A 26,034-nucleotide genomic window follows, 5' to 3' on the forward strand; every position below is an offset into this window, starting at 1 on the left:
GCCGCTCCGGCCTCCAGGGGTGGGCAGTCACGTTACTGATAAGTAGCATGGGTCCTGAGCGCGCGCTCAGCGCAGCGCGGCAGTGCAGATCCCGCATCTGGAGGAGAGCCATCGTGCCTCGTACCGTCAGGGACGTCGTCTTCGTCGACGGCGTCCGCACCCCGTTCGGCAAGGCGGGCCCGAAGGGTATCTACCACGAGACCCGTGCCGACGACCTCGTCGTGAAGGCGATCCGGGAGCTGCTGCGCCGCAACCCGGGTCTCGACCCCAAGAAGATCGACGAGGTCGCCATCGCCGCGACCACGCAGATCGGTGACCAGGGGCTCACCATCGGCCGTACCGCCGGGATCCTCGCCGGTCTGCCGCAGTCCGTGCCCGGTTACTCCATCGACCGCATGTGTGCCGGTGCGCTGACCGCCGTCACCACGGTGGCCGGTTCGGTCGCCTTCGGGGCGTACGACATCGCCATCGCCGGCGGTGTCGAGCACATGGGCCGCCACCCCATGGGCGAGGGCGTGGACCCGAACCCGCGGTTCGTGAGCGAGAAGCTGGTCGACGAGTCCGCCCTGTTCATGGGCATGACCGCCGAGAACCTGCACGACCGGTACCCGACGATCACCAAGCAGCGCGCCGACGAGTACGCCGTGCGCTCCCAGGAGAAGGCCGCCAAGGCGTACGCCAACGGCAAGATCCAGGCCGACCTGGTGCCGATCTCGGTGCGCCGCACCAACCCCGAGGCCGGTGAGACCGGCTGGGGCCTCGTGACCGCCGACGAGCCGATGCGTCCGGGCACCACCCTGGAGAACCTGTTCGGGCTGAAGACCCCGTTCCGCGTCCACGGCCGGGTCACCGCCGGTAACGCGGCCGGTCTGAACGACGGCGCCACCGCCTCCCTCATCGCCTCCGAGGACTTCGCCCGCGAGAACGACCTGCCGGTGAAGATGCGCCTGGTCGCTTACTCCTTCGCGGGCGTCGAGCCGGAGGTCATGGGCTACGGCCCGATCCCGGCCACCGAGAAGGCCCTCGCGCAGGCGGGTCTGTCGATCTCCGACATCGGTCTGTTCGAGGTCAACGAGGCCTTCGCGGTCCAGGTCCTCGCCTTCCTGGAGCACTACGGCATCGCGGACGACGACGAGCGCGTCAACCAGTACGGCGGCGCCATCGCCTTCGGCCACCCGCTGGCCTCCTCGGGTGTGCGTCTGATGACGCAGCTGGCCCGCCAGTTCGAGGAGCAGCCCGAGGTCCGCTACGGCCTGACCACCATGTGCGTCGGCTTCGGCATGGGCGCGACGGTCATCTGGGAGAACCCGAACCACAAGGACGCCGGAGGCAGCAAGTGAGCACCACGGAGCTTTTGAAGGGTGCGGCCGAGCTGTTCCCGGACGAGGTAGTCACCCAGGCGCACGTACGCCACCTGGACCTGCCGTTCAACGCGGGCCGCTTCGCGCTCATCACGCTGGACAACGGCTTCGACCACACCAAGCCGACCACCTTCGGCCCGGCGTCGCTGGCGAACCTGAACACCGCCATCGACCAGGTGGAGAAGGAGGCGTCGGCCGGCGAGATCGTCGGTGTCGGCATCACCGGCAAGCCGTTCATCTTCGCCGTCGGCGCCGACCTCAAGGGCGTCGAGCTCCTCAAGGAGCACAAGGACGCGCTCGCCATCGGCAAGGGCGGCCACGAGGTCTTCAAGCGCCTCGCGGGCATCGCGGTGCCGACCTTCGCGTACTACAACGGTGCCGCGATGGGCGGTGGCGTCGAGGTCGGTCTGCACTGCGCCTACCGCACGGTCTCCGCTGCTCTGCCCGCGTTCTCGCTCCCCGAGGTCTTCCTCGGCCTGGTGCCCGGCTGGGGCGGCTGCACCCTGCTGCCGAACCTGATCGGCGCCGAGAAGGCCGTCTCGGTCATCATCGAGAACAGCCTCAACCAGAACAAGCAGCTGGGAGGCGCCCAGGTCTACGAACTGGGCATCGCCGACGCGCTGTTCGAGGGCGCGGACTTCCTGGAGCAGTCCCTGCTGTGGACGGCGTCCGTCCTCAAGGGCGAGATCGTCATCGAGCGCCCGGTGATCGACCGCGGTGAGGCCTGGGACCAGGCCGTCGCCAAGGGCCGTTTCATCGCGGACTCGAAGGTGCACGGGGCCGCTCCGGCCGCCTACCGCGCCCTGGACATCATCCAGGCCGCCAAGAACGGCGACCTCCAGCAGGGCTACGACGCCGAGGACCAGGCCCTCGCCGACCTGATCATGGGTGGCGAACTGCGCTCCGGCATCTACGCGTTCAACCTGGTGCAGAAGCGCGGCAAGCGTCCCGCGGGCGCCCCGGACAAGAACCTGGCCCGCCCGGTCACCAAGGTCGGTGTCGTCGGCGCCGGTCTGATGGCCTCCCAGCTCGCGCTGCTCTTCCTGCGCCGCCTGGAGGTGCCGGTCGTGCTGACCGACATCGACCAGGAGCGCGTCGACAAGGGTGTGGGCTACGTCCACGCCGAGATCGAGAAGCTGCTCGGCAAGGGCCGTATCAACCAGGACAAGGCCAACCGCCTCAAGGCCCTGGTCACCGGTGTGCTGGACAAGGCGGAGGGCTTCTCCGACGCGGACTTCATCATCGAGGCCGTGTTCGAGGAGATCGGCGTCAAGCAGCAGGTGTTCGCGGAGGTCGAGGCGGTCGCCCCGGCGCACGCGATCCTCGCCACCAACACCTCCTCGCTCTCCGTCTCGGAGATGGCGTCGAAGCTGAAGAACCCCGAGCGGGTCGTGGGCTTCCACTTCTTCAACCCGGTCGCGATCCTCCCGCTGCTTGAGATCGTCCGCGGCGAGCAGACCGACGACGCCTCGCTGGCGACCGCCTTCGCCGTCGCCAAGAAGCTGAAGAAGACGGCGGTTCTGGTGAAGGACGCCCCGGCGTTCGTCGTGAACCGCATCCTCACCCGCTTCATGGGCGAGATCCAGAACGTCATCGACGAGGGCACCCCGGTCGCCGTGGCGGAGAAGGCGGTGGAGCCCCTGGGCCTGCCGATGTCCCCGCTCGTCCTCCTGGAGCTGGTCGGTCCCGCGATCGGTCTGCACGTCTCGGAGACCCTCAACCGGGCCTTCCCGGACCGCTTCACGGTCTCCCCGAACCTCGCGGCCGTCGTCAAGGCGGGCAAGCGCGGCTTCTACGTCTACGACAGCGGCAAGCCCGAGCTCGACCCCGAGGTCGCCGCACTCCTCAAGCAGGGCGATGTCGTCCTGTCCGAGGAGCAGGTCCGTGAGCGCGTCCTGGACGCCGTCGCCCAGGAGATCGGGCTCATGCTCGACGAGGGTGTCGTCGCCGAGGCGCAGGACATCGACCTCTGCCTGATCACGGGCGCCGGCTGGCCCTTCCACCTGGGCGGCATCACGCCGTACCTGGACCGCGAGGGTGTCTCCGAGCGCGTGAACGGCAAGAAGTTCCTGGCTCCGGGCGTGGCGTCGGTTCCGGCGTAACACCCAGGCAGCTGAAGAGGGCCTCCGCTTCGGCGGGGGCCCTTTGCCGTTCACCACGGACCGGACGGGGGCGGGTGGGCCCTCAGACCTCCTGCCAGGCCGCCAGGGCCAGTCCCGGCTCGTCCTTCTGCCGGGCGATCCTGAGCTCTCCGTCGGGGGTCACCGTCGCCGCGACGACCCGGCCGTCGGCGTCCTCGGCGAGGGCGACGGCCGTGTCCGCCGGCAACTGCGGTCCGGACTCCGTCCACCACAGGCCCGCCGACTCCTGCTCCGCCGGACAGGCGGCGAAGGCGACCCGGCCGGAGGCCGAACGCTGGGCGAGCAGCGTGCAGTCGTGGCCCTCCAGGGTGCAGCGCAGCAGGGCCGCCGGGCCGGGCCCGGCCGCCGCCGGCAGTGGGGTGGGCTCGGTGCCCGGACGCCAGGCGTAGAGCATGCCCTCGCGGTCCGCGAAGAACAGGGTGGTGTGTTCCTTGGAGGTGGGCAGGGCGCTGAGCGTGCCCGGCTCGACGCGCACCGGCAGCGAGTCGGCCGGGACGAGAGGCGCGCCCGCCTCCTCCTGGCGCCAGCGCAGGATGCCGGCCTGGTTGCTGCCGTACAACTCGATCCGGCCCGACTCCCCCGTCACGGCGGTCAGTTGCTCGTGCACGTCGGTCCCCTTGAGGTCGGCCCAGGCGTTCCAGCCGCCGCGCTCCTTCTGGATGAGGGCGCGCACGCTGCCGCCGCGGTTGCGGACGAAGACATGGGCCCTGCCCTCCGCGTCGACGGCCACGGCGGGTGTGCCGGTACGCGCACCGGCCTTGTCGGGGTGGCCGACCGGGCTCCAGTCGAGGGCGGCGAGGTGGACGCGGAAGTGCGTGGAGTGCACCAGGCCTGCCTCCTGGGCCTTGGTGGGCCGCCAGGAGACGAGGTGTGCGTAGCCGTCGGCGCCGTGTCCCACGGCGAGGACGGGGTGCAGGCGCTGGTCGCCGCCGACCTTGCGCCATGGCAGCCAGGTGTCGCCGCCCGGGCGGCGCTCGGCCCTGCACCACACCGCCTCGTCACGGATGGCGTAGACGCCGAGTCGGCCGTCGCGGGCGCGGATGAGCCAGTCGCCGTTCACTGTACGGACCATTGACACGGCTCCACTCTAATCGGGCGGCCGGCGCCGTCCTCGGGTGGGCCGGTCGTGGGACGCTGAGGGCATGAGTGACGTGCTGTTGGTCGTCGTGGATGCCGCGAACGTCGTCGGCTCGGTGCCGGACGGGTGGTGGCGGGACCGTCGGGGGGCGGCGGAGCGGTTGCGGGACCGGCTGGCGGCGGACGGGGTGCCGGGGCGGCCCGGGGCGGTGGAGATCGTGCTGGTGGTGGAGGGGGCGGCTCGGGGGGTGGAGTCGGTGCCGGGGGTTCGGGTCGAGTCGGCTCCGGGGAGCGGGGACGACCATATGGTCGAGTTGGTGGCGGAGGCGGGTGAGCGGCCCGTACTGGTGGTGACGGCGGACCGTGAACTCCGGCGGCGAGTCGGGGAGTTGGGGGCGGAGGTGGCGGGGCCGCGGACGGTTCGTCCCTGAGCGCCTTCCGATGTGCCGCGCTGTGCCGTGTCGCGGCTGCGGGCCGGTGGGGGCTGGTCGCGCCGTTCCCCGCGCCCCTTGGGTACGTGCTCTGGCCCCCCTCCAGAGGTGCGGGGGGCGCGTGAAGGACGGGCGGCCCCATATCTCCTGGGTGAGCAGGACACATGGGGCCGGAGAGGTGGAACGTATGCGCTACTCCCTGTTGTCTGCCGTCGCCGCCATGCGCTGTCCGAGACGGCTGTGGCTCCGGCCGTAGAGGAAGTACACGGCGAACCCGATCACCATCCAGATCGCGAACCGCAGCCAGGTCTCGGCCGGCAGGTTGAGCATCAGCCAGAGGGAGGCCGCCACCGACAGGATCGGGATGACCGGCACCCACGGGGTGCGGAAGGCACGGGGCAGGTCGGGGCGGGACCTGCGGAGGATGATCACGCCGATGGCGACGACCACGAAGGCGAACAGGGTGCCGATGTTGACCAGTTCGGCGAGTTCGCTCAGGGGCGTGAAGCCGGCGACGATCGCGATGATCACGCCGAGCAGGATGGTCGGCCGGTGCGGGGTCCGGAACTTCGGGTGGACGTGGGAGAAGAACGTGGGCAGCAGTCCGTCGCGGCTCATCGCGAAGAAGACCCGGGTCTGGCCCAGCAGCAGGATCATGCACACCGTCGTCAGGCCGACCGCGGCGCCGAAGCTGATGAAGCCCGCGAACCAGGGGTGGCCGGTGGCCTTGAAGGCGTCCGCGAGCGGGGCCGTGATGGACAGGTCCGTGTACTTCTGCATGCCCGTCACGACGATCGACACGGCCACGTAGAGGGTCGTGCAGATGAGGAGGGAGCCGAGGATGCCGCGGGGCATGTCGCGCTGCGGGTTCCTGGTCTCCTCGGCGGCCGTGGCGACCACGTCGAAGCCGATGAAGGCGAAGAAGACGACGGAGGCGGCGGTGAAGATGCCCATCACACCGAAGTTGGAGGGCGCCCAGCCGAACATCAGCTGGATCAGCGGCGACTGGAGACTGTCACCGGCCGGCACTTCCTGGGCCTTCGGGATGAACGGGTCGTAGTGGTCGCCCTTGACGAAGAAGGCGCCCGCGATGATCACGGTCAACACGACCGTCACCTTGACGGCGACGACGATCGAGGTCACGCGCGCGGAGAGCTTGGTGCCGAGCACGAGGATGGCGGTGAGCACCAGGACGAGCGCGGCGGCGAGGATGTCGAAGCCGAAGCCGTGGGCCCCGTCGCGGCTGCCGAGCGCGGCCGGCAGATGCCAGCCCGCGTTGTCCAGCAGGGAGGCGATGTAGCCGGACCAGCCGACGGACACCACCGCCGTGCCCAGCGCGAACTCCAGGACCAGGTCCCAGCCGATGATCCAGGCGGGCAGTTCACCGAGGGAGGCGTAGGCGAAGGTGTACGCCGATCCGGCCACCGGGACGGTGGAGGCGAACTCGGCGTAGCAGAGCGCGGCGAGCGCGCAGACGACGCCGGCCACGACGAAGGCCAGGGCGACCGCCGGTCCTGCGTTGTTCTTGGCGACGGTGCCGGTCAGGACGAAGATGCCGGTGCCGATGATGACACCGACACCGAAGACGGTCAGATCCAGCGCGGACAAGGACTTCTTGAGCGCGTGCTCTGGCTCCTCGGTGTCGAGGATGGACTGCTCGACCTTCTTCGTCCGGAAGAGGGTGCTGCTCACGGGGACCTCCCACGCTGTGTCGTCCTCGACATGATCGAGAGGGGGCGTAGGTCGTATGCCCCGGCACGGGCGGATTCACGCGAACGGGCCGGTCACACCACTGTCAAGAGTGGTGTGACCGGCCCGTTCGGCCGAGTTCCGAAGGCGCTAGTCGCGGGCGGGCTGCGCCTCGGCCGGGGCGTTGTCGTACCGGCCGTCCAGCTTCGAGACGAGGCCCGTGACCTGGCGGGCGATGTCGGGCGCGGTCAGCCCGATCTCCGCCATGATCTCGGCGCGGGAGGCGTGGTCGAGGAAGCGCGGCGGGATGCCGAAGTCGCGCAGCGGGACGTCGACGCCCGCGTCGCGCAGGGCCTGTGCGATCGCCGAGCCGACACCGCCGACGCGGGAGTTGTCCTCGACGGTGACGACCACGCGGTGCCGCTCCGCGAGCGGGGCCATGGCCTCGTCGACGGGCTTGACCCAGCGCGGGTCGACGACGGTGGTGGAGATGCCCTGCTTGTCGAGCAGACCGGCGATCTCCAGGCACATGGGGGCGAGGGCGCCGACGGAGACGAGGAGCACGTCGGGCGTGTCCGTGCCCGGCTCGCGCAGCACGTCCATGGAGCCGACGGTGCCCACGGCGGGTACGGCGGGGCCGACGACGCCCTTGGAGTAGCGCAGCACGGTCGGCGCGTCGTCGACCTGGACGGCCTCGCGCAGCTGGGCGCGCAATTGCTCGGCGTCGCGCGGGGCGGCGAGCCGCAGCGTCGGGATGACCTGGAGCATCGACATGTCCCACATGCCGTTGTGCGAGGCGCCGTCGTCGCCGGTGACCCCGGCCCGGTCGAGCACGAAGGTCACGCCGCACTTGTGCAGGGCGACGTCCATGAGGACCTGGTCGAAGGCGCGGTTGAGGAAGGTGGCGTAGACGGCGAACACGGGGTGCAGGCCGCCCGTCGCGAGGCCCGCCGCGGAGACGGCCGCGTGCTGCTCGGCGATGCCGACGTCGTAGATGCGGTCCGGGAAGGTGTCCGCGAACTTCTTCAGGCCGACCGGCTGGAGCATGGCCGCGGTGATGGCGACGATGTCCTTCCGCTCCCGGCCCAGCTTGACCATCTCGTCGCCGAAGACGGAGGTCCAGCTGGCGGCGGCAGCCTTGATGGGCAGGCCGGTGTCGGGGTGGATGGGGCCGATGCCGTGGAAACGGTCGGCCTCGTCCTGCTCGGCGGGCTCGTAGCCGCGGCCCTTCTCGGTGAGGCAGTGCACGATGACCGGGCCGCCGAACCGCTTGGCGCGGGCCAGCGCCGACTCCAGCGCCTCGATGTCGTGGCCGTCGATGGGGCCGACGTACTTCAGGCCGAGGTCCTCGAACATGCCCTGGGGCGCGATGAAGTCCTTGAGGCCCTTCTTGGCGCCGTGCAGGGTCTCGTAGAGGGGCCGGCCGACGACCGGGGTGCGCTCCAGGAGGTCCTTGCCGCGGGCCAGGAAGCGCTCGTAGCCGTCGGTGGTGCGCAGGGTCGCCAGGTGGTTCGCGAGGCCGCCGATGGTCGGCGAGTAGGAGCGCTCGTTGTCGTTGACGACGATGACCAGGGGCCGGTCCTTGGCGTCGGCGATGTTGTTCAGCGCCTCCCAGGCCATACCGCCGGTCAGGGCGCCGTCACCGATGACGGCGACGACGTGGTCGTCGCGTTCGAGCACCTGGTTGGCCTTGGCGAGCCCGTCGGCCCAGCCGAGGACGGTCGAGGCGTGGCTGTTCTCGATGACGTCGTGCTCGGACTCGGCGCGCGAGGGGTAGCCGGACAGCCCGCCCTTGGAGCGCAGCTTCGAGAAGTCCTGGCGGCCGGTGAGCAGTTTGTGCACGTACGCCTGGTGGCCGGTGTCGAAGAGCACCCGGTCCTTCGGCGAGTCGAAGACCCGGTGCAGCGCGATGGTCAGCTCGACCACACCGAGGTTGGGGCCGAGGTGGCCGCCGGTCTTGGAGACCGCGCCGACGAGGAAGCTCCTGATCTCCTCCGCCAGCTGGTCCAGCTCCTCGAGGCTGAGCCGGTCCAGATCACGCGGTCCCCTGATACGGGTCAGCAGCGGCACCCGTGCCTCCTTGCTTAGAGCTGATCGAGCTTTGCCGGGCGGGGTCGAGTCTAATGTTCCACGAGAACAGTCCTGCCCGGCACCTCGTGGGTGCCGGGCAGGACCGTCGACCGGGAGGGGCTGTCCCCTGCGGTGTTATCCGCGGCCCGAGGCCTTCTGAGACCTTCGCGACACCGAGTCGATGACGACCGCGCCCAGCAGAACACCGCCGGTGATCATGTACTGGATCGAGGCGTTCATGTTCAGCAGGTCGAGACCGGTCGTGATGGACTGGATGACCAGCATGCCCAGGAGGGCCGACCACACCGAACCGCGGCCGCCGAACAGGCTCGTACCGCCGATGACGGCCGCCGCGATGGCGAGCATCAGGGTGTTGCCGCCACCGGCGCTGAGCGTCGCGCTCGCGGTCTGACCGGCGAAGAACATACCGCCGATCGCCGCGAAACCGCCGGAGATGGCGAACACGGTGATACGGACCATCGGCACGTTGATACCGGCACGGCGCGCGGCCTCGATGCCGCCGCCCACCGCGAAGACCTGACGGCCGTACGTGGTGCGGCGGAGCACGAAGTCGACGACCACCAGGGCCGCCAGGAAGATCACCAGCGAGTTGGAGACACCGGCCGCGTTGTTGAGCACGGCGGCGGCCAGGAAGGACGCGATGGCGAGCGCGCCGACGCGGACCAGGATCTCGACGGTGGGCCGGAAGGGCACGCCGGCGGCCTTGCGGCGCCGCTGCTCGCTGAAGTTGCCGACCAGGGTCAGCACGACGGCGAGGCCGGCCAGCAGGTACGCGCCGACGATCGCCTGGTCCATGAAGAACGAGCTCTGGCCGAACAGGTGGATCGGACCCGAGTCGGACGGGATGTTGATGGTGCCGCTGGAGCCCAGCAGCCACAGCATCAGGCCGTTCCAGCCGAGCAGACCGGCCAGGGTGACGACGAACGCCGGTACGCCGACCTTGGCGAAGAACCAGCCGTGCAGGGAGCCGATGGCGACACCGGTGACGATCGCCAGGAGCAGCGCCAGCCAGACGTTCATGCCGTGGTTGACCACCCACACCGCGAACAGGGTGGAGGCCAGGCCGCTGACGGAACCGACCGACAGGTCGATCTCGCCGAGCAGCAGCACGAACACCAGGCCGATGGCGATCATGCCGGTGGCCGACAGGTAGTAGCTGATGTTGGAGACGTTGTCGGCGCTCAGGAAGCGGTCGTTCTTGAACTGGAAGATCGCCCAGATGACGATCAGTCCGACCACCACGGGCAGCGAGCCCAGTTCACCGCCCTTGACCTTGCGGGTGAACTCGGTCCAGTAGCCCTTGAAGCCCTCTTCGCGGACCAGCAGCCGGGGGTCGACCACCGAGACCGGTGCCGCGGTGGGGTCGTCGGCGGGGGCGACCGTGGTCTGCGTCTCCGTGTCCGCCTTGGAAACCTTCGAGGTGTCGCTCACTTTGCCGCCTCCGCGCTGCGACGTCCCGCACGACGGGTCACGGCGTTGTCCGTGGCACCCGTGATCGCGGAGATGATTTCTTCCTGACTGGTGTCCTTCACCGAGAAGGAACCGTTGTTCCTGCCCAGCCGCAGCACGGCGACGGTGTCGGCGACTGCCTTCACGTCGGCCATGTTGTGGCTGATGAGGATGACGCCGAGGTTGCGCTCGCGCAGCCGCTCGACGAGGTCGAGGACCTGTGCGGTCTGCTCGACACCGAGGGCGGCGGTGGGCTCGTCGAGGATCACGACCTTGGGGTCGCCGATCAGGGCGCGCGCGATGGCGACGACCTGACGCTGACCGCCGGAGAGGCTCGCGATCGGGATGCGCACACTCGGGATGCGGATGGAGAGCGTGTTCAGCAGCTCGCGCGCCTTCTGCTCCATCGTGACCTCGTCGATCACACCACGGCGCAGCAGCTCGCGTCCGAGGTAGAGGTTGCCGACCACGTCGAGGTTGTCGCACAGGGCGAGGTCCTGGTAGACCGTCGCGACGCCGAGTCCCTGGGCGTCGTGCGGCCTGTTGATGCTGACCGGGTTGCCGTCCCACTCGATGACGCCCTCATCGATGGGGTGGACACCGGCGATCGTCTTGACCAGCGTGGACTTTCCGGCGCCGTTGTCGCCGACCAGGGCGACGACTTCTCCGGCGTGGACCTCCAGTTCGACATCGGTGAGGGCCTGCACCGCACCGAATCGCTTGGAGACTCCGCGCAACGCCAGCACGGGCGTAGCGGACACGTGAACCATCTCCTTCGCCGCCTGACCGGCGGGGATGCCGCGCTTGGGGTAAGGCGCGGAGGGGTTGCGCTCGTGGCACTCAGGCTCGTAGCACTCGACTGACGAGTTGTGCCGTAAGCACGGATTTACTAGTCGAACATGCGCGCGACCGGTGCCTCTTGGCAACGGTTGCGTCCGTCATGCTTCCGTCCGGCGCCCGCCCCGCAGCGGGGTATGAAGGCGGTGCGGGCGCCGGACAGGCTTGGTGCCTGCCTCGGGGCGGCCCGTCGAAGGACGCGCCCCGGGGCTCAGCGGCTCTTTACTGAAGGCCGGCCTTCTTGCACGCGGCGGCGTAGTCCGCGGTGCAGATGTCGGCGACGGTGTACAGACCGTCCTTGACGACCGTGTCCTTGATGTTCTTGACGGTCACCGAGACCGGGGTCAGCAGCTTCGCCTGGACCTTGTCGCCGGAACCGCTGGTCACCGTGGTGTCGGCCAGGGACTTGATGTCCTTGCCCTGCAGCAGGTTGACCGCGAGCTCGGCGGCGGTGTCGGCCTCCGGCTTGTAGGCCTTGTAGACCGTGGCGGACTGGGTGCCGGCGACGATCCGCTGGATGGCCGCGAGCTCGGCGTCCTGACCGGTCAGCGGGATGGTGCTGATGCCCGCGCCCTTGAGGGTGTTGGCGATACCACCGGCCATGCCGTCGTTGGCGGCGTAGACGCCCGCGATGTTCTTGGCGCCCAGCTGGGTGATGGCCGCGGACATCTTCTGCGCGGCGACCGTGTCCTTCCACAGGCCGGACTGCTCGTAGGCGATGTCGACCTTGCCGTCGAGGACCTTGTGCGCGCCTTCCTTGAACTGGCCGGCGTTCGGGTCGGCGTCGTCACCGTTGATCATGACGACCTTGGACTTCGGCGTCGCCTTGGAGCCGAGGGCGTCCAGCAGGGCCTGGCCCTGGAGCTGGCCGACCTTGACGTTGTCGAAGGAGACGTACGCGGAGACCGGGCCCTGGGCCAGACGGTCGTACGCGACGACCTTGACGCCCTTGCTCACCGCGGAGGCGATGGAGGACTTGATGGCGGCGGAGTCCTGCGCCGAGACCACGATCACCTTGACGCCCTTGGTGACCATGCTGCTCATCTGCTGGGCCTGCTTGGCCGGGTCGGCCGCGGCGTTGGCGTAGGAGACGGTGCAGTCGCTGCACAGCTCCTTGACCTTGGCCACGAAGTACGGCTTGTCGAACTTCTCGTACCGCGCGGTGACGTTGTCGGGCAGGAGCAGACCGATCGACTTGCCGCCGGACCCGGAGCTGCTGCTGTCGCTGCCGCTGTTGTCGTCGCCGGCCTTGCCGCAGGCGGCGACCGAGACGGCGAGCGCCGAGATCGCAACGGACACGGCGGCACGACGCATGAGCGTGTTCACTTGAGAAACCTCCCTGACGAGGCCGCGTCGTTGCGGCCGAGGTGGCTGGAAGTCAACTCGGCCACACGTGCGACGTCAAGAAGTAAATACTTAACGAGATGGCAACGGCGTCCTGCGTTCTCTAAGTGAAGGCAGGTGTCGCTGCGTGCAACGTGCTGTCCAAAAGGGTCGAATCACCCATCTCGCTGAGGGCGAGGGCGAGTGCTCCGAGCACCTCCGCACGTCCGCCAAGTGCCCCTGGAAGCACGGACAGTTGACGGGCCGCACTGGGGATCGCATAGCGGCCGACCGACTCCCGGATCGGACCGAGCACCAGCTCACCGGCCTCGGCGAGATCACCGCCCAGGACGACTCGGCTCGGGTTCAGCAAGTTGCAGAGATTGGCGACTCCACTGCCGATGTGTCGGCCGACGTCGGCGATCACCCGACGGCAGCCAGGATCTCCGTCCCGTGCGAGTCGAACTACGCCTTCCATGGTGAGATCGGTGCCGTGGCTGGACTGGAGCAGCGGAAGCACATAGCGCGCGGCCGCGAAGGTCTCCAGGCAGCCGCGGTTGCCGCAACGGCAGACGGGGCCGGACTCATCAAGAGTAATATGCCCGATTTCTCCCGCTGTGCCACCTGGGCCACGGTAGATCTTGCCGCTGATCACCAGACCGGCGCCCACACCGCTCGCGACCTTGATGTACGCCAGATCGCGCACTCCCCGGCCGCTCCCCCAGACGAGTTCACCGAGGGCGCCCAGGTTCGCGTCGTTGTCCACGTGAACAGGCACGCCGAGGCGCCCCCCGAGCTCCTCGGCGGGCTTGGTGCCGATCCAGCCCGGCAGGATGGCGGAGGAGCCCAGGGAGCCGGATTCCAGGTCGATCGGGCCGGGCACGCCGAGGCCCACCCCGGCGATCTTCGTACGGTCCACCCCGGTCGCCTCGATCAGCCGGTTGACCAGCTGTTCCGCCCGGTCGAAGCCCTGGGTGGAGGAGGCGTCCACGTCCAGCGGCTCGGACTCCTCGGCGAGCACCTGGTGGGCGAGGTTCCCGACCGCGACGCGCAAATGGGTGTGTCCGAAGTCCACCCCTATGACGATGCCGGCGTCTCCGCTCAGGGAGACCGCGCGGGCCCGCCTGCCACCCGCCGACGTGGGCGTGACCTCGACGGTTCCGCCGTCCTTGAGCTCACGGACGATGTTGGAGACGGTCGCGGCGGACAGTCCCGTGGTCCGTGCGATCTCCGCCTGCGTGAGCGACCCGGCCAGCCGGACGGCTCGGACGACCCGTTCCAGGTTGGCCCGATGCAGTGACGACTGCGACCCCGGAGTCTCCACGACGACCTCCTGCGCGCGGGACCGCACCAATGAGGCCCCGTCTATGTCCAACTAGTGAACTCTAAGCTGAGCCGTTCGGGTCGCCTCCCGTCAAGAGGTTGAACACTATCCGCGCTCTTGCCCATGCCGAAGGGGCGCCGCCCGCTCAAGATCCGGATCTTGAAGGGGTGACGCCCGCGCGGGCGGCCCGAGATCTACTTCAGGGCGCCCGCCGTCAGCCCGGCCACCACCTGTCGCTGGAAGACGATGTAGGCCGCGAGGACCGGGAGCATCGCCATGACCAGGCCCGCGAACAGGCCCGACCAGTCGCCCTTGTAGCCCTGGCTGGCCGCGAGTTGGACCAGCCCCTGGGTCAGCACCCGTTTGTCCGGGTCGGTGTTGAGCACCGTGGGCAGCATGTACTGGTTCCACTGGCCCAGGAAGTTGAAGATCCCCACGCTGATCAGGCCCGGCTTGGCCATCGGCAGCATGATCTGGAAGAACGTCCTCGTGTGCGAGGCCCCGTCCACGAAGGCCGCCTCCGCCACCGAGGTGGGCAGCGTGCGGAAGAACGCGGTCAGGAAGAAGACCGTGAAGGGCAGCGAGTAGGCGATGTAGACCAGGATCAGCCCGTGGATGGTGTTCAGCAGGCCCATGTTGTTCACGACGTAGAACAGCGGGACCAGCGCCAGCATGATCGGGAAACTCATGCCGCCGATGAACAGGAAGTAGATGAACCGGTTGCCCGGGAAGTCGAACCGGGCCAGCACGTACGCCGCCATCGAACCGAGGACCAGAGTGCCGATGAGTGAACCCGCCACCACCAGAACGGTGTTGAGGAAGTAGTCGCTCATGTTGGCGTCGGTCCAGGCCCGCGCCCAGTTGTCGAAGTGCAGCTTGTCCGGCAGCGCCCAGGGCGAGTTGAAGATGGAGCTGTCGTCCTTGAAGGACGTCATCACCGCCCACAGCAGCGGCATCACGACCATGAACGCCCATATGACCAGGACGCCGTGCGAAAAGACGTTGAGGACACCGCCCTCCTTCTTCTCCTTCCGGGGCGGCCGGTCATGGAGGTCGGTCTTGGCGACGGGAGCACCGGACTCGGCCGGTACGGGGGTTTCGGTCGTCTTCATCGGATCAGTACTCCAGCCGCTCGCGCCGGCCCAGCCGCATCACCAGGGCGGCGAACGCCAGCGTGACGAGGAGCAGGGCGACGCCGATCGTGGTGGCGTAGGCGGCCTGCCCGTCACGGAACGCCTTCTGGTACACGTACAGGACCATGACGGTGGTCGAGTAGTCGGGACCGCCGGGCCCGGTCGTCATGATCTGTACGACCGCGAACGACTCGGCGCCAAGGGCCAGGATGCCCATGTAGATCCAGCCGGACTGCACGGTGTCCCACAGCAGCGGCAGGGTCATCCGGAAGAACGTGGTGGCCCGCCCCGCCCCGTCGAGCAGCGCGGCCTCGTACAGATCCGCCGGGATGGAGGCCATACCGGCGCTGAACAGGACCACGAAGAAACCGACCGTGGACCACACGAGGACCGCCATCACGGCCCACAGGGCGAGGTCCGGGTCCCCCAGCCACAGCGGCTGGACGCTGTCGAGCCCGATGCCCCGCAGGACCGAGTTGATGGCACCGCTGTCCGGGTTGTACGCGAAGGCGAACAACAGGGCGACGATCGCGATGGAGAGGACCTGCGGGAAGAAGTACACGATCTTGTAGAAGGAGGAGCCCCGGACACCGGTGACGACCGGGCCTCCCCTTCTGTGACGTCCGCCGACATTGATCATGAAGGAGAAGAACAGTGCCAGGCTGATCGTCACCAGCGGCAGCACGAGCGCGAAGATCAAGCTGTGCTGCAAGGACTTCCAGAAGATCTCGTCGTCCAGCATCCTCCGGTAGTTGTCCAGGCCGACCATCTTGAATTCGGGGCTCAGGCCGGTCCAGTCCGTGAACGAGTAGTAGATGGACTGGATGAACGGCCAGACCACGAATAGCGCGTACAGTCCCAGGGGCAGCGCCAGAAACCCCACGATGAACCGGTACTTGCCGTGCTGCATCGCTGCTCCGTCGCCGTTACTGGTGCTTGTAGTGCTTGATCGACGAGTCCTTCGCGGCCGCGTCGGCGTAGCCCTGGATCTTCTTGATGGCCTCCGCCGGAGTGAGCCGTCCGGCCATCATCTCGCCGAGGCCCGCCACCCCGATCTGCTCCTTCTGGAGCTGGACGTACCAGTCCTGCAGACGCGGGTTCACCACGTTGTCGCCGGCCAGCTTCAGCGCCGCCACACCGGACTTGAGGCCCGGGGTGAGGGTGATGCCCTCGGTGCCGCCGTTGTAGGCGGTCAGGGACTTCACCTTGGACGTGAAGTTCTTCGAGGACGCCTCGCTGAGCATGATGCGCAGCTGCTCCATGCCGCCCGCGGTGTTCTTCGCCTTGGCCGGCACGATGAAGGGCTCACCGCCGGAGGCCCAGATGGTGCCGAAGGGCATCTTGTCGGAGGAGTCGATGCCGGTGGGGGCGGAGACCGCGAGGTCGAAGTCCTTGGGGATGACGTTCGCCGACTCGTTCTCCACCCAGGAGCCGTTCGGGATGAACAGCGCCTTGCCCTGGGCCCAGGCGGTCTGCGACTGGATGTGGTCCAGGCCGGGGGTGCCCTTGAGGACGTAGCCCTTCTTGTAGAGCTCGTAGTAGGCGTCGAAACACGCCTTGACCGCCGGGTTCTTCCAGGCGTTGGGCTCCAGGTTGTCGATGGCGTCGAGGACCTCGCGGCCGCCGACCTTGCCGATCATCGGGTAGAGCGAGAAGGGGAGGTAGTACGGGTACTTGCCCGCGTACGTCCAGCCCGCCATGCCCTTCTTCTTGGCCTTCGCGCACACCGCGAGCATCTCGTCCCAGGTCTTCGGGTACTCCGCGTCGAGGGAGTCGAGGGCCTTCTGGGAGTACCAGACGCCGTAGACCGTGTACGCGTAGTACATGATCCACACCGGGTCGCCGTCGAACTGGCCCATCTCGACGATCCCGGGGCGCAGGGTGTCGCGCACCTTCTTGTTCGGGTCGTCGTAGGACGGCGCGTCCAGGAGCGGGGTGAGGTCGGCGAGCTGCTTCTTGCCGACCAGGACACCCATGTCCATCTGCTCGGCGCCGGAGTTGTCGATGAGGTCCGGCGGGGTGCCCTGGTTGAAGCGGGGCTGGAGCGTGGACTGGATCTTCTGGGTGGCGGAGAACTTCACCGTGGCCTTGGGGAAGTTCTTCTCGTAGATCTTGACGGCGTCCTCGGCGTACTCCTTGCCGAAGCCGCCGTCGAACAGGACGAACTCCATCTGCGCGGTCTCGTTGACGGCCAGGGGGTTCTTCGCGGTCTTCTTGCCCGCCTTGGCCTTGTCGCCGCTGTCGTCGCCGCCGCTGCTCGCGCAGGCGGACAGAAAACTCATCGTCGGGACGGAGATCAGACCGAGTGCGGCCGATCGCTTGATCAGATCTCGGCGGCCTACACCCGCGCTGCCGTTGTTGCTGTTCTCGGCGGAAGTGGATCCCATGCTCAAGTCCTCGCCTTCTCCAGGACTCAGGCGGTGAACCGGATCCTCCCCGGCACCGCGGTCAGGTCAAGCAGGTTCGTGCAGGAGGTTCGTGCAGGTTGGGGTGAATCGCCGACAGGTATAGTCCACTTCCGGTCGGCGGAGCAAGATCGAATGCAATGTTGGCCTTGGGTGTTTTCGAGTTGAGACCTCGCGGAAATATGAGCGCCCTGTGCGAAGCTTGCCGGAAAAATCCGCGACATACGCCCCGAATGCCGCAGCCAACACCCTTGACATCACCGTCCACTTGGGCCCCTACTGATCCTTGCACGGATTGTGTGACAACGTTGTCCGTCCTTGTGCAGGGAGGGTACTCGCCGATGGATCGGTACAGAACTCGGCTCAGACGGAGTACGGCGGTCGTCTTCACGGCCGCCTTTGTCATGACGGTGGGCTCCCAGGGCGCGGCGGTCGCCCTGCCCGAGGCTCCCAGCCCGGCCGACCGGCAGTTCACCTCCTCCTTCGAGGCGGGAGAACCGGCCCCCGACTGGATCAGCACCGTCGATCACGGCCGGGCCTCCGGCGTCGACGGCGGCTACCGCACCGGTATCCCGGGCAATGTCACCGACCACGTCACCGACGTCCGGGCGAGCGCCGAGAACACCTCCGGCGGCGAGGTGAAGGAGAACCTCGCCGACAGCGAGCCGGGCACCAAGTGGCTGGCCTTCGCCTCCACCGGCTGGGCGGAGTTCGACCTGGACAAACCGGCGAAGGCGGTCACCTACGCACTCACCTCGGCCAACGACTTCGCCGAGCGCGACCCCAGGGACTGGACGCTCAAGGGCTCCACGGACGGCAAGGACTGGAAGACCCTCGACACCCGGGCGGGCGAGACCTTCGCCGAGCGGTTCCAGACCAAGTCGTACGACATCCCCGCGGACGCCGTCGCCGAGTACCGGCACTTCCGGCTCGACATCACCGCGAACAACGGTGCCTCCGGCATCCTGCAGCTCGCCGACGTGCAGTTCTCCACGGGCGGCGGCGACGGGCCGGTGCCGCCGGAGATGCTCTCGCTGGTCGACCGTGGTCCGAGCGGATCGCCCACCGCGAAGGCGAGCGCCGGATTCACCGGAAAGAGAGCTCTGCGTTACGCCGGTCGGCACATCGCGGACGGGCGGGCGTATTCGTACAACAAGATCTTCGACGTGGACGTAAGGGTCGACGCGCTCACCCGGCTGTCCTACCGGATCTTCCCGTCGATGGCGGACGGCGACCGGGACTACGACGCGACGAACGTCTCCGTGGACCTGGCCTTCACCGACGGCACCTTCCTCAGCGACCTCGGGGCACGCGACCAGCACGGATTCACGCTCTCGCCGCAGGGACAGGGCGCCTCGAAGGCCCTCTACGTCAACCAGTGGAACAACGTGGTCGCGCGGATCGGGTCGGTCGCGGCCGGGCGGACCGTCGACCGGATCCTCGTCGCCTACGACTCCCCGACCGGGCCGGCGAAGTTCCGGGGCTGGCTGGATGACGTGACGCTGGAGCGGGCCGCGCCGGAGGAGCCCAGGGCGCATCTGTCCGACTACGCGCTCACCACCCGGGGGACCAACTCCAGCGGCGGCTTCTCGCGCGGCAACGACTTCCCGGCGACGGCCGTGCCGCACGGCTTCAACTTCTGGACGCCGGTGACCAACGCGTCCTCGCTGAGCTGGTTGTACGACTACGCACGCGCGAACAACGGCGACAACCTGCCGACGATCCAGGCGTTCAGCGCGAGCCACGAGCCGAGCCCGTGGATGGGTGACCGGCAGACCTTCCAGGTGATGCCGTCGACCGCCTCGGGCACCCCGGACACCGGCCGTGAGGCGCGGGAGCTGGCCTTCCGGCACGAGAACGAGACCGCGCGGCCGTACTACTACGGGGTGCGGTTCGAGAACGGGCTGAAGACGGAGATGGCGCCGACCGACCATGCGGCGGCGCTGCGCTTCAGCTACCCGGGCGACGACGCGAGTGTGCTCTTCGACAACGTGACGGACCAGGCGGGGCTGACGCTCGACAAGGACGCGGGCGTGATCACCGGGTACTCGGACGTGAAGTCCGGACTGTCGACCGGGGCCACCCGGCTCTTCGTCTACGGCGTCTTCGACCGGCCGGTGACGGACGGCTCGTCGAGCGGGGTCAAGGGCTATCTGCGCTTCGACGCCGGCACCGACCGGACCGTCACGCTGCGGCTCGCGACCTCGCTGATCAGCCTCGACCAGGCGAAGGACAACCTGCGCCAGGAGATCCCGGACGGCACCTCCTTCGAGAAGGTCCGCGACCGGGCCCAGCGGCAGTGGGACCGGCTGCTCGGCAGGGTCGAGGTCGAGGGCGCCACGCAGGACCAGCTGACCACGCTGCACTCCAGCCTGTACCGGCTGTACCTGTACCCCAACTCGGGCTTCGAGAAGGTGGGTTCGAAGTACCAGTACGCCTCGCCCTTCTCGCCGATGCCGTCCCCCGACACTCCGACGCACACCGGGGCGAAGATCGTGGACGGCAGGGTGTACGTCAACAACGGCTTCTGGGACACCTATCGGACCACCTGGCCGGCGTATTCGCTCCTGACGCCCTCTCAGGCGGGCGAGATGGTCGACGGCTTCGTCCAGCAGTACAAGGACGGCGGCTGGACCTCGCGCTGGTCCTCCCCCGGTTACGCGGACCTGATGACCGGCACCTCCTCGGATGTCGCCTTCGCGGACGCGTACGTCAAGGGTGTCGACTTCGACGCGAAGTCGGCGTACGAGGCGGCCCTGAAGAACGCCACGGTCGCACCCCCGTCCTCCGGCGTGGGCCGCAAGGGCATGGAGACCTCGCCCTTCCTCGGCTACACCAGCACCGACACCCACGAGGGCCTGTCCTGGGCACTGGAGGGCTACCTCAACGACTACGGCATCGCGCGGATGGGCCAGGCGCTGTACGCGCGGACCGGCGAGAAGCGCTACCAGGAGGAGTCGGCGTACTTCCTCAACCGGGCCCGGGACTATGTGAACCTCTTCGACTCCAGGGCCGGTTTCTTCCAGGGGCGCAGCGAGACCGGCGAGTGGCGCGTCGAGTCCTCGAAGTACGACCCGCGCGTGTGGGGCTACGACTACACCGAGACCAACGGCTGGGGCTACGCCTTCACCGCCCCGCAGGACAGCCGGGGCCTCGCCAACCTGTACGGCGGCCGCTCGGGTCTCGCCGACAAGCTGGACGAGTACTTCGCGACACCCGAGACGGCCTCGCCGGACTTCGTCGGCTCCTACGGCGGTGTCATCCACGAGATGACCGAGGCACGGGACGTCCGGATGGGCATGTACGGCCACTCCAACCAGGTCGCCCACCACGTCAACTACATGTACGACGCGGCCGGTCAGCCCTGGAAGACGCAGCGCAACGTCCGTGAGGTGCTGTCGCGGCTGTACGTCGGCAGCGAGATCGGGCAGGGCTACCACGGGGACGAGGACAACGGCGAGCAGTCGGCCTGGTTCCTGTTCTCGGCGCTGGGCTTCTACCCGCTGGTGATGGGCAGCGGCGAATACGCCGTCGGCTCACCGCTGTTCACCAAGGCCACGGTCCATCTGGAGAACGGCCGGGACCTGGTGGTCAGGGCGCCGAAGAACAGTGCGCGGAACGTGTACGTACAGGGCCTGCGGGTCAACGGCAAGCCCTGGAGGTCGACTTCGCTCCCCCACTCGGTCCTGTCCAAGGGTGCCGTCCTGGACTTCGACATGGGTCCGCGGCCGTCCAAGTGGGGCACCGGGAAGAGCGCCGCCCCGGTGTCGATCACCCAGGACGACGAGGTGCCGTCGCCGCGTGCGGACGTGTTCGCCGGGGACGGGGCGCTGTTCGACAACACGTCGGCGACGGACGCGACCGTGACCTCCGTGGACCTTCCGGTGGCCGGTGAGGTCAAGGGGGTCCAGTACACGCTGACCTCGTCGTCGGACCGCACGAAGGCCCCGACCGGCTGGACGCTCCAGGGCTCCGACGACGGCTACAAGTGGAAGACCCTCGACCAGCGGTCCGGGGAGTCCTTCGGCTGGGACCGTCAGACACGGGCGTTCTCGGTGAGGTCTCCGGGTACGTACGGGAAGTACCGTCTCGTGCTCGACGGCGAGGCGGTGGTCTCGGAAGTCGAACTGCTCGCCTGAGCAGGAGTGTTGGGGGTCTCATGCAGGGTGTCGATCCGGCCTGGCTGCCGGACGGGGCGTTCCGGCCGATCGGCACCCGGCGGACCCTGATCCGCGGCTCGGGCCCGCTGGTGGACACGGTCCACGGCGAGGTGGCGGAGGCCTGCGAGCGGTTCGGCGGCAGTGTCTCGCGTGCACCGGAGCCATGCGACCTGGTGTTGGAGCTGACGGGCGACGACGGCTCCGAGGGGTTCGTGCTCGGGCGCCGTGACGGCTGTACGACCGTCACGGCGTCCGGCGCGCGCGGGTTGCTGTACGGGCTGTTCCACGTCGTACGGCTCGGGGAGGCGGCGTTTCTCGGCGAGACTCAACCTGCCGTCCATGAGCCGAAGTTGGCGCTGCGCATGCTGGACCACTGGGACAACGTGGCCGTGCACCCGGTCATGGGCCAGGTCGAGCGCGGGTACGCCGGCGGGTCGCTGTTCTGGGAGGACGGGCGGGCGCGCGGGGACCTGGACCGGGTGCGGCGGTACGGCAGGCTGCTCGCCGCCTGCGGGATCAACGCCGTGTCCGTCAACAACGTCAACGTGCACGCGGCCGAGGCACGACTGCTGACCGAGCGGCTCGGCGAAGTGGCCGACATCGCGGGCGCGTTGCGGCCGTACGGGATTCGTGTCCATCTGTCGGTGACCTTCGCCGCCCCGATGGTGCTGGGCGGTCTGCCGACGGCCGATCCGCTCGACCCGGGGGTGTCCGCGTGGTGGGCCGAGGCGACCGCCCGGGTGTACGCGGCGGTCCCCGACTTCGGCGGCTTCGTGGTGAAGGCCGACTCCGAGGGACAGCCGGGCCCGTTCGCGTACGGGCGCACCCATGCCGACGGCGCCAACATGCTGGCCGCCGCCGTGGAGCCGTACGGCGGTACGGTCCACTGGCGGGCCTTCGTCTACGACCACCGCCAGGACTGGCGGGACCGCTCGACCGACCGGGCGCGGGCGGCGTACGACCATTTCGTGCCGCTGGACGGGGAGTTCGCCGACAACGCCGTCCTCCAGGTCAAGCACGGGCCGATGGACTTCCAGGTGCGGGAGCCGGTCTCCCCCCTGATCGGGGCGATGCCGGGCACACGGCTGGCGGTGGAGCTCCAGGCGACGCAGGAGTACACCGGGCAGCAGCGGCATGTGTGCTGGCTGGGGCCGATGTGGAGCGAGGTGCTGCGCTTCCGGATCGACGGGGAGTCCACGGTCGGCGCGTCGGCGCGCGGCGGGCTCGTGGCCGTGTCCAACGTCGGGGACGACCCGTTCTGGACCGGGCATCCGCTGGCCCAGGCGAACCTGTACACGTTCGGGCGGCTGGCCTGGGAGCCGGGCGGCGATCCGCATCGGTTCCTCGACGAATGGATCGGGCTCACCTTCGGGAGCGCCCCTGGGCTCGCGAAGGGTCTGCGCTCGATTCTGGACGGCTCATGGCGGACGTACGAGAAGTACACCGCTCCCCTCGGGGTCGGGTTCATGGTCCAGCCGGGGCACCACTACGGGCCGAGCGTCGACGGGTACGAGTACAGCCCGTGGGGCACCTACCACTTCGCCGACCGCGACGGTGTGGGTGTCGACCGGAGCGTGGCGAGCGGGACCGGCTACGCGGGGCAGTACGCGAAGCCCTGGGCCGAGGTGTACGAGTCCGCGGAGACCTGCCCGGACGAGCTGCTGCTGTTCTTCCACCACGTGTCCTACGGACACACGCTGCACAGCGGAAAGACGGTGATCCAGCACATCTACGACACGCACTTCGAGGGGGTGGCGGAGGTGGAGGCGGCCCAGGAGGTGTGGGCCTCGCTGGCGGACCTCGTGGACCCGGCGCGGCACACGCGGGTGACGGAGCGGTTCGAGGAGCAGCTCCGCAGTGCCCGCGAGTGGCGCGACCAGGTCAACAGCTACTTCTTCCGTAAGTCGGGGGTGCCGGACGCGCGGGGGCGGACGATCCACTGAAGACGATCTACTGAAGCCGGAGGACCGCCACGCCTCTCGGGTCGAGGGCGAAGGGGGCTCCGGCCTCCGTCCGTTTGCCGGTGAGCAGGTCGGTGGCGGCGATGTGGGCCTTCAACTCGGCTGTTCTGTCGGTGTGGTTGAGGAGGAAGAGCAGGCGGGTGCCGTCGGGGGTCGTCCGGTTCGCCGTCTCCACGCCGGCGTGGCCCGCGTACGGGCCGACGAGGTCGTGGCGGTCCAGGACGCGGCGGACGACCTCGTCCACGCCCGGCTGGTCGAGGGCGGTGGCGACGTACCAGCCCTCGCCCTGCCCGTAGGCGTTGCGGGTGACGGCGGGGGTCCCCGCGTAGAAGTCGGAGCCGTAGGTGGCGACCGCCTCGGCGCCCCGGAGCCGCACGATCTCGAAGACGAGCCGTCCCTCCGAGGCCAGTTCGGGGATGGACTGGGCGAACTCCGGTCGGCGGGAGTCCCATTCGTCGATCCGGATGCCCATCAGGGGCGCGAGCGGGCCGGGGACGTCCGTGAGGAATGCCCGGTCGTGTGCGTCGACGCGACCGGAGAGGAAGGTGGCGAGGACCGTGCCGCCACGTTCCGCCACCGCTTCGAGGCGGGTGGCGAGGTCGCCCTTGACCATGTGCAGGGCGGGGGTGAGGACCACGTCGTACGGGGTGAGGTCGGCGGTGTGCGGGACGACGTCCACGTCGGCGCCTGCCTCGCGGGCGGCCCGGTAGTAGGCGTGGACCACCTCCTGGTACTTGACCAGCCGGGACGGGCCGTCGGAGATCTCCAGGGCCCACCAGCTGTCCCAGTCGAAGAGCAGGGCCGTGCGGGCGGGGGTGCGGGCGCCGAGGGAGACGTCGCCGAGCTGCTCCAACTCCGCTCCCAGCACGGCCACTTCCCGGAACACCCGGGTGTCGTCGCGGCCCGCGTGGCCGATCACCGCTCCGTGGTACTTCTCGCAGGCTCCCCGGGAGGCGCGCAGCTGGAAGTAGAGGGCCGCGTCGGCGCCGTGGGCGATCGCCTGGAAGGTGGCCAGGCGCAACTCCCCCGGCCTGCGCAGGGGATTGACGTCACGGCAGGCCGTCGTTGACGGGGTCTGCTCCATCAGCCAGAAGGGGGCGCCGTCCTTGAGGCCGCGCATCAGGTCGTGGGCCAGGGCGGCCCAGGTCGGCGGGGCGTCCAGGGGTGGGTAGCTGTCCCAGGACGCGAAGTCGAGGTGGGGCGCCCAGCGGTGGTAGTCGAGGGGGCGAAACATGCCCATGAAGTTGGTCGTGACGGGGGTGACCGGATCACGGGCGCGGATCACCTCCTTCTCGGCGAGGAAGCAGCCGAGCAGCGCGTCGGTGGTGAAGCGGAGGTAGTCGAGCGTGATGCCCTGGAAGGCGGTGTGGTCGGGGCCCCGCCAGTGCTCGGTGAGGGCGTTGGGCGGCTCGATCTCCTCGTAGGAGGTGTAGCGGTGCGACCAGAACGTCGTCCACCAGGCGTCGTTGAGGGCGTCGAGGGTGCCGTACCGGTCCCGCAGCCAGTCCCGGAAGGCGTCGGCGCACAGGTCGCAGTAACAGGCGCCGCCGTACTCGTTGTTGACGTGCCAGGCGAGCAGCGCCGGGTGGTCCGCGTACCGTTCGGCGAGGCGTGCCGCCATCTTCGCGGCCAGTCCGCGGTACGCCGGTGAGCTGGGGCAGAAGTTGTGGCGCTGGCCGTAGCGGTGCCGGCGGCCCTCGAAGTCGGTGCGGTTGACCTCGGGGTACTTCTTCGCGAGCCAGGGCGGCAGGGCGGCCGTACCGGTGGCCAGACAGACCTGCCGGCCCTCGGCCGCCGCCCGGTCCAGGATGCGGTCGAGGACCGTGAAGTCGTAGGTGTCCTCGGCGGGTTGGGTGAGCGACCAGGAGAAGACGCCGACGGTGAGGGTGTCGATGCCGGCCCGGGTGAACAGCCGGTGGTCCGCGTCCCAGACCTCCGCCGGCCACTGCTCGGGGTTGTAGTCGCCGCCGTAGGGGATCTTGGAGCTCGACGGCCTCATGCGGTGAAGTCCTTCTGGGTCTCGGCGATCACCGGGCGGCTGCTGTGCAGCAGGGACAGCAGCAACGGGGCCGCGAGCAGGGCGGGCAGGGCCTCGGTCAGTACGGCGGTCCCGGCGGCCGTCAGGACGAGCAGCGAGGCGGCGCCGAGGGTGGCGCGGCCGTGCCGGAACAGGAAGTAGCCGGCGAGGCGTGCGGTGTCCCTGGCCCGGAAGGCGAACAGGGCGGTGAGGACGAGCGCGTGGGCGCCCCACAGGAGGGAGCCGACGCCGACGGCCGCGAGCAGTACGGCCCACCAGTCGGGCAGGCCGGTGGCGGTGAAGTGGGTGAGCGTGAACGCGATGACCGTGAGCCAGGCCAGCAGGGGTGTCCACAGCTTCAGCGCGGGAACGGCGTTGAGCCGCCAGCCGCGCCAGTAGGAGCGGGCCGGGTGGAGGTCGGTGAGGTCGCGGTCGCGGCGGTCGAGGGCGTACAGGGCGGCGGCCGTCGCCGGACCGAGGGGCAGCAGGCACACGGCGGCGAGCGGGAGGTTGGCCGGGGCCGGGCCCAGCAGGAGCAGAGCCGCCAGGCCCGGGGAGGTGGCGACGAGGAGCAGGGCCTCGACGGTGACCAGGGTGTGGATCAGGGCTGCGGCGCGGGAGAGGGAGCCGGTGCC

17 protein-coding genes are annotated in these 26,034 nt (G+C 69.1%); 5 read left to right on the forward strand and 12 right to left on the reverse strand.

Annotated elements, in window-relative coordinates:
- Positions 1-113 precede the first annotated feature (113 nt).
- Together D1369_RS09410 and D1369_RS09415 are read left to right on the forward strand one after the other, a co-directional pair.
- The gene (locus tag D1369_RS09410; RefSeq protein ID WP_007385392.1) at positions 114-1,340 is read left to right on the forward strand and encodes an acetyl-CoA C-acyltransferase; all 1,227 of its coding nucleotides are present in this window, start codon (positions 114-116) and stop codon (positions 1,338-1,340) included.
- Positions 1,337-3,463 carry a 3-hydroxyacyl-CoA dehydrogenase NAD-binding domain-containing protein gene (locus D1369_RS09415; RefSeq protein ID WP_007385391.1) on the forward strand — a complete coding sequence of 709 codons (2,127 nt, stop codon included), beginning with the start codon at positions 1,337-1,339 and terminating at the stop codon, positions 3,461-3,463. Before D1369_RS09410 ends, D1369_RS09415 begins: the two co-directional genes overlap by 4 nt.
- Before the next feature lie 82 nt (positions 3,464-3,545).
- On the opposite strand, the gene D1369_RS09420 is transcribed toward D1369_RS09415, so the two are convergent.
- Positions 3,546-4,574 (reverse strand): hypothetical protein, encoded by a 1,029-nt coding sequence (locus D1369_RS09420; protein WP_007385390.1) that lies wholly within the window; start codon positions 4,572-4,574, stop codon positions 3,546-3,548.
- A 70-nt stretch (positions 4,575-4,644) separates the two neighbouring features.
- Between D1369_RS09420 and D1369_RS09425 the strand changes: the two genes are divergently transcribed.
- Positions 4,645-5,010 carry a hypothetical protein gene (locus tag D1369_RS09425; RefSeq protein ID WP_007385389.1) on the forward strand — a complete coding sequence of 122 codons (366 nt, stop codon included), beginning with the start codon at positions 4,645-4,647 and terminating at the stop codon, positions 5,008-5,010.
- A 192-nt stretch (positions 5,011-5,202) separates the two neighbouring features.
- On the opposite strand, the gene D1369_RS09430 is transcribed toward D1369_RS09425, so the two are convergent.
- From D1369_RS09430 to ngcE, 9 genes are all read right to left on the reverse strand, one after another.
- The gene (locus D1369_RS09430) at positions 5,203-6,702 is read right to left on the reverse strand and encodes an amino acid permease (RefSeq protein ID WP_007385388.1); all 1,500 of its coding nucleotides are present in this window, start codon (positions 6,700-6,702) and stop codon (positions 5,203-5,205) included.
- Between the two features lie 147 nt (positions 6,703-6,849).
- A complete protein-coding gene (dxs, locus tag D1369_RS09435; RefSeq protein ID WP_007385387.1) occupies positions 6,850-8,769 on the reverse strand; it encodes a 1-deoxy-D-xylulose-5-phosphate synthase in 1,920 nt (639 codons plus the stop codon).
- Positions 8,770-8,904: 135 nt separating this feature from the next.
- Positions 8,905-10,221, reverse strand: a complete 1,317-nt coding sequence (locus D1369_RS09440; protein ID WP_007385386.1) for an ABC transporter permease — start codon at positions 10,219-10,221, stop codon at positions 8,905-8,907.
- Positions 10,218-11,009, reverse strand: a complete 792-nt coding sequence (locus D1369_RS09445) for an ATP-binding cassette domain-containing protein (protein WP_082319483.1) — start codon at positions 11,007-11,009, stop codon at positions 10,218-10,220. The genes D1369_RS09440 and D1369_RS09445 overlap by 4 nt, the downstream gene beginning before the upstream one ends.
- Before the next feature lie 289 nt (positions 11,010-11,298).
- Positions 11,299-12,390 carry a substrate-binding domain-containing protein gene (locus D1369_RS09450; RefSeq protein WP_037903757.1) on the reverse strand — a complete coding sequence of 364 codons (1,092 nt, stop codon included), beginning with the start codon at positions 12,388-12,390 and terminating at the stop codon, positions 11,299-11,301.
- 133 nt (positions 12,391-12,523) lie between these two features.
- Entirely contained in the window at positions 12,524-13,723 is a 1,200-nt protein-coding gene (locus D1369_RS09455; RefSeq protein ID WP_037901697.1) for an ROK family transcriptional regulator, read from the reverse strand.
- Positions 13,724-13,917: 194 nt separating this feature from the next.
- Positions 13,918-14,835 (reverse strand): carbohydrate ABC transporter permease, encoded by a 918-nt coding sequence (locus D1369_RS09460; protein ID WP_007385382.1) that lies wholly within the window; start codon positions 14,833-14,835, stop codon positions 13,918-13,920.
- Between the two features lie 4 nt (positions 14,836-14,839).
- Positions 14,840-15,766 carry a sugar ABC transporter permease gene (locus tag D1369_RS09465; RefSeq protein WP_007385381.1) on the reverse strand — a complete coding sequence of 309 codons (927 nt, stop codon included), beginning with the start codon at positions 15,764-15,766 and terminating at the stop codon, positions 14,840-14,842.
- A 16-nt stretch (positions 15,767-15,782) separates the two neighbouring features.
- On the reverse strand, positions 15,783-17,243 hold the full coding sequence (gene ngcE / locus D1369_RS09470) for an N-acetylglucosamine/diacetylchitobiose ABC transporter substrate-binding protein (RefSeq protein ID WP_007385380.1): 1,461 nt from the start codon (positions 17,241-17,243) through the stop codon (positions 15,783-15,785).
- A 422-nt stretch (positions 17,244-17,665) separates the two neighbouring features.
- Between ngcE and D1369_RS09475 the strand changes: the two genes are divergently transcribed.
- Both D1369_RS09475 and D1369_RS09480 read left to right on the forward strand, forming a co-directional pair.
- Positions 17,666-21,400, forward strand: a complete 3,735-nt coding sequence (locus tag D1369_RS09475; RefSeq protein ID WP_037901694.1) for a GH92 family glycosyl hydrolase — start codon at positions 17,666-17,668, stop codon at positions 21,398-21,400.
- A gap of 20 nt (positions 21,401-21,420) precedes the next feature.
- On the forward strand, positions 21,421-23,364 hold the full coding sequence (locus D1369_RS09480; RefSeq protein ID WP_037901692.1) for an alpha-glucuronidase: 1,944 nt from the start codon (positions 21,421-21,423) through the stop codon (positions 23,362-23,364).
- A gap of 7 nt (positions 23,365-23,371) precedes the next feature.
- On the opposite strand, the gene D1369_RS09485 is transcribed toward D1369_RS09480, so the two are convergent.
- Both D1369_RS09485 and D1369_RS09490 read right to left on the reverse strand, forming a co-directional pair.
- Positions 23,372-25,381 (reverse strand): beta-galactosidase, encoded by a 2,010-nt coding sequence (locus tag D1369_RS09485; protein WP_007385377.1) that lies wholly within the window; start codon positions 25,379-25,381, stop codon positions 23,372-23,374.
- Positions 25,378-26,004: a DUF624 domain-containing protein gene (locus tag D1369_RS09490; protein ID WP_050789921.1), complete on the reverse strand. Its 627-nt coding sequence runs from the start codon at positions 26,002-26,004 to the stop codon at positions 25,378-25,380. The genes D1369_RS09485 and D1369_RS09490 overlap by 4 nt, the downstream gene beginning before the upstream one ends.
- Between the last annotated feature and the right edge of the window lie 30 nt (positions 26,005-26,034).

The sequence above is a fragment of the Streptomyces sp. CC0208 genome (assembly GCF_003443735.1).
GTDB classification, from domain to species: Bacteria; Actinomycetota; Actinomycetes; order Streptomycetales; family Streptomycetaceae; genus Streptomyces; species Streptomyces sviceus.